Source organism: Streptomyces sp. NPDC055966 (genome assembly GCF_042269865.1).
Taxonomy (GTDB): domain Bacteria; phylum Actinomycetota; class Actinomycetes; order Streptomycetales; family Streptomycetaceae; genus Streptomyces.
This window is the reverse complement of sequence record NZ_JBHJYK010000072.1, coordinates 1-4,029: the sequence shown is the minus strand read 5'-3', so window position 1 is coordinate 4,029 and position 4,029 is coordinate 1. Positions and strand designations below refer to the sequence as shown.

At 44.5% G+C, this 4,029-nt stretch carries 6 protein-coding genes; 4 read left to right on the top strand and 2 right to left on the bottom strand.

All coding sequences use genetic code 11. The features are described 5' to 3' along the window. Together ACFC8N_RS48690 and ACFC8N_RS48685 are read left to right on the top strand one after the other, a co-directional pair. Positions 1-329, top strand: a 329-nt coding sequence (locus ACFC8N_RS48690) for a hypothetical protein (protein ID WP_376296085.1), incomplete at its 5' end; no start/stop codon positions are given. A gap of 806 nt (positions 330-1,135) precedes the next feature. Next, complete coding sequence (locus ACFC8N_RS48685; protein ID WP_270354913.1) at positions 1,136-1,288, top strand: hypothetical protein; 153 nt, start codon at positions 1,136-1,138, stop codon at positions 1,286-1,288. A gap of 394 nt (positions 1,289-1,682) precedes the next feature. Here ACFC8N_RS48685 and ACFC8N_RS48680 read toward each other — a convergent pair whose 3' ends face one another. Continuing rightward, positions 1,683-1,862 (bottom strand): hypothetical protein, encoded by a 180-nt coding sequence (locus tag ACFC8N_RS48680; protein ID WP_198699002.1) that lies wholly within the window; start codon positions 1,860-1,862, stop codon positions 1,683-1,685. Positions 1,863-2,286: 424 nt separating this feature from the next. Between ACFC8N_RS48680 and ACFC8N_RS48675 the strand changes: the two genes are divergently transcribed. Together ACFC8N_RS48675 and ACFC8N_RS48670 are read left to right on the top strand one after the other, a co-directional pair. Then, complete coding sequence (locus ACFC8N_RS48675) at positions 2,287-3,042, top strand: hypothetical protein (protein ID WP_376296084.1); 756 nt, start codon at positions 2,287-2,289, stop codon at positions 3,040-3,042. 11 nt (positions 3,043-3,053) lie between these two features. Beyond that, on the top strand, positions 3,054-3,701 hold the full coding sequence (locus ACFC8N_RS48670) for a relaxase/mobilization nuclease domain-containing protein (protein WP_376296083.1): 648 nt from the start codon (positions 3,054-3,056) through the stop codon (positions 3,699-3,701). Between the two features lie 30 nt (positions 3,702-3,731). Here ACFC8N_RS48670 and ACFC8N_RS48665 read toward each other — a convergent pair whose 3' ends face one another. After that, a complete protein-coding gene (locus ACFC8N_RS48665) occupies positions 3,732-3,974 on the bottom strand; it encodes a hypothetical protein (protein ID WP_376296082.1) in 243 nt (80 codons plus the stop codon). Positions 3,975-4,029: the final 55 nt, after the last annotated feature.

Below are 4,029 nucleotides of genomic sequence, written 5' to 3'. Positions count from 1 at the left end.
GCAAAGTTCTGTTTCAATTAGGGGCTTTCGATGTTGCCCTGACATGGTATGAAAAGGCTCTGAAAAAGGCCGAAGACGAAGGAGAAAAGGAGTATTTGGCGAAATTAAAACTTGCATACGCTTTGTATGCAGAACAAAATGACCCAGAGGTGAGGAAAAATATCGATATCCTCGAAAAAATGGAGCTTTGGACAGAAACAGCCGATCTCTCAATGGAAATTGCTGTATACTATGAGAGTAAGGATGACTTTGAAAAAGCCGCATATTATTTTAAACACGGGCATTTTGTCAAAAACAAAATTCTCAAAATATCGGAGGCGTTACTATGAAAAAAACCGCTCTGTTCAGTCTGCTAACTGTTTCAGCATTATTGCTGGCCACTCCTTTAGTAAACAATACAACCTCTTTGAGTAACCCCATTAAAATTGCCGAAGGGGCAGTAACCATTTAACACGGGGGTGTTATTGTGAAGAAAAAAACGATTTTGTTCAGTCTGCTAACTGTTTCAGCATTACTGCTGGCTTCTCCCGCCTTAACGAGCAGTAGCAAAATTGCTGAAGGTGGAGTCTCCATTCAAGAACAACCAGTAGCCATCTAACATGCAAACTCTTGAAAAAGCGTTCCCGCAGCTGAAAATAGACCGTCAAAAAGTCTGGACTTCAGCTGACAAATTAAAATCAAATAAAGACGGGGTTATCCTTTTAGACCGTTCTAACCCAGAACATCGGGATTGGTACAATGAATCAAATTCATCTAAAAGTGTTTAAATCCCACACTATCGGAGGCGTTATTATGAAAAGACGTACTGTCTTAATTACCGCTGCCATCCTTGGACTGCTTCTTGTATCAAGCAACCATTTCGGGACCAAGGAAAACGGATATTTAGGCATATCAAAGGATTTTCAAGTTGCTGAAAATGGTGCACTGGGCTAAAAATAAAAAAGCAGACTCTCAGAAGTCTGCTTTTTTATTTTAAAATGCTTTAAATGCCCTTATATTCGATTTTAAGGACATCCCCTTCCATAAGGTCGTTTTTTTAATTAAAAGCCCTCAGAAACAAATCTGGGCATTCTCAGAGGTATTTCTCATTTCATCCCTCATGTTAGTATTAATTAAAAACCCGGAGGAACCAAAATTGAAAATCGAAACACTCTCTGAAGCAAAAAAGAAAATGAAAGAACTGCTCTCTGATCCGCAGCTCAACTTACCGCGGCATTATCCGGAACGAAGCCTCAAAGGAATCATTTTGCTCGATCAAAACAACGAGTTACACAAAGAATTAAAGTGACTTCATTGGGCTTTGCCCAAACCCACCAACGGACGGCCGTTGGATGCCAATATTTCAATCCCCCCAACCCCCCGATTCTTCGGGGGGCTCCCTCGCCGGTTGGCGTCAAACAAACGGGTTTGTTTGAGTGCTGAAAGGGTTCGGGTGGCGCTGAATGAGTCAACTCCTTAATCCTCCCTACGGTCCGGTTACCGTTGACTCACGCCAAAATCGCCCGCTTTCCCATTTAGAGATAAGACAGCTCCAGCGCTTTTCGGATGTATTCTTCTTCTGTGATTTCTCCATGAAACCGCCTTTCTAAAAGCTTTTCCTCTTCTTCAGTCAGCACTAAGCCCTCAAAGCAAAGGGTTGCTCTCACTTGTCTCATAGCCGTTTCAAAATCAATCATTTGTCTCTATACCGCAGGTTCAATCGTCAATTTTGTTCCATCAGGCAGAGACATTTTCAAGGTATTCAAAGCATCCTCCGCTTCCTCAAGCGTCTCAAATATATCCTCTCGTTTCTCTCCGTCTGGGTGTGTGCTCGTGAACGTAATTTCCGTCCCTTCCAGCTCGCCCACAATACGATATGTCATGTATTCTCCACCTTTCCTTTTTCTATCCATTCTACCCGTTGGCGGACAAGTCCGCCAATGTCAGGCGGGCGAATGAACTCGCCCATTGCCTGCCATAAAACCCAAGAGGGCTGAACAGGGTGAGCCTCGTTACTCTTCCCTGTTCAGCCCTCTTTTTTGCTTCCATTTCGGGTGCGAGACTCCCTGCCGGATCGTCCCGCAGCCCTCCATTTCAGCAAGCCATTTTGTCCTCGCTCGGAGCCTGCCCGATCTGTGGAAAATGGCATTCCCCGCACCTGTTAGGTGGGAGAGGCGGAGTTAAAAGTGTCGGACACAATGTTTCCGACACACTCCGCAATTGGGATGGCACGCCCTCCCCCTTGACCCCCACCGTCCGACACTCTAAAATTGAGCTAAACACTCAATTTTAGGAGGTCGAAAAACCATGGTCGCCCGGCAAAAAGAATCCGTCCGACTCGACCCTGAAATTGTTTCGCTCGGTCGCAAGCTCGCGAAACAAGATTTCGGATCGGAAACCAAATTTGGACTGCTGATCGAACACGCCATTCGGGCGTATCACGCTCACCAAGTCCAACCTGTCGAAGCAAGCTCATTGCTGTCCGCAACCGAGCAAGCTCTGATCGACAGGATCGAAAAACGAGTTGAAGACATGGGAAAGCAAACCGTTGAACGAGTCGGAAATCTCATTGCCAAATCCAGTTACGAAACTACATACAGCAGTATCGTTTTGGAACACATATTTGATGACTATTTCGAAGATCACAACCCAAAACAACTCCGGGAACAGATGCGCAGCATTGCCGCCCAAAGAATGCGGACTCGACTAGATAAAGAATCAGCTGAAAAAATCAGCTCTCTTATGCAAGAAAACAAAAACCTAGAGGTCATGCAGGAAAAGTTAATCGACATGAACAGAGCACAAAAAGAAGAACTGGAGAAGTACAAAAAAGCCTATCAAGAACTGCGGAGGGACTATCAAGACGTCCAAGAAGAATCAAACAGCAGACTAAATCAGGTCGGTAACGCACACCGACAGAATGACCAGTTAGTCCAAAAAGTACGCTCTCTGCAAGCAGAATCATCTGAATATAAGAATCAAGTGGACTTTCTTGTTGCCAATTACAACCGACTCAAAAGCAATGAAAAGCTACTTGAAGAGTATAAGCAGGGGCGAAGATAATGGTCGCTCATGTGAAATCCCTCGGATTCGCCAGTCATAGCAAAGGCGGAAAGCCGATCACCCATATCAAAGAGCATATCAAGTACATAGAACTTGACCGGGATCATCACCGGACACCGCCGGAACTGTTTACAGCTGCGCAAGATAAAATTCAACGGATTGAGTTTTTCAAAAAGCTGAATGAACAGCCAAAGCGTGGCGTAGTCGGTCATAAACTCGTCATTTCATTAAGCGAAGATGAACAGGGACGGTTCGCCACCGATTTAAAAGAATTAGTCCGAGATACGATGAATCGCTTTGAGGGTAAACACAACGTCAAACTGGACTGGATAGCTGCCGTACACGATGACAAAGGACACCCTCACGCTCACATTGTCATCCGAGGATACAACCAGGACGGCAAACAAGTCGGCCTGTATCCGTCACACTTGAAGGATCTGCAGAGCTTTGCTGAACAGGAGAAAGAACGACAGTTTGAGAGATCCAAAGGCAGAAGCAAAAGCCGCGATTTTTTGAAGGAGCTTGCAGAGGAGATCGAGCTTGAACCATCTATCCCATTAACAGAAAAGAAACGCCGCCGGACTAAAGAGCAAGAACAGCAACAAGAAGAAAAACAGCGCCCTCAAAGACGGCGCCGTGATTACGAAATGGAACGATAACAAAGCAGGCTTCAAGCCTGCTCTCTTTCTTTATTTTGCTTTTACCCGAGTATTAAAACCGTCCTGCTTTTTCACAGTGATAACTTTCGTTCCTACTTTTCGTTTCTTCCCAGTCCAGTTTTCTAACTCGTACTGTGTTTGTGTAACTTTCCACTCTTTATTTCTTGTTCTGTATTGAGCCAAATACGTTTTTTTCTTGCTTAGCCCAGTATGCTGATCGTCAACAGATACCTGATATTCTTTCTTTATGTCAAAACCCACAAAAGCATCCATTACCTTTTTAGCAACCTTTCATTGACCTGAATTGGAGTTTGAACGGGTTTTAGTG

Coding starts and splice junctions, on each gene's coding strand:
- ACFC8N_RS48680 (WP_198699002.1), bottom strand. CDS start 1,862: ATGACATATCGTATTGTGGGCGAGCTGGAAGGGACGGAAATTACGTTC.
- ACFC8N_RS48675 (WP_376296084.1), top strand. CDS start 2,287: ATGGTCGCCCGGCAAAAAGAATCCGTCCGACTCGACCCTGAAATTGTT.
- ACFC8N_RS48665 (WP_376296082.1), bottom strand. CDS start 3,974: ATGGATGCTTTTGTGGGTTTTGACATAAAGAAAGAATATCAGGTATCT.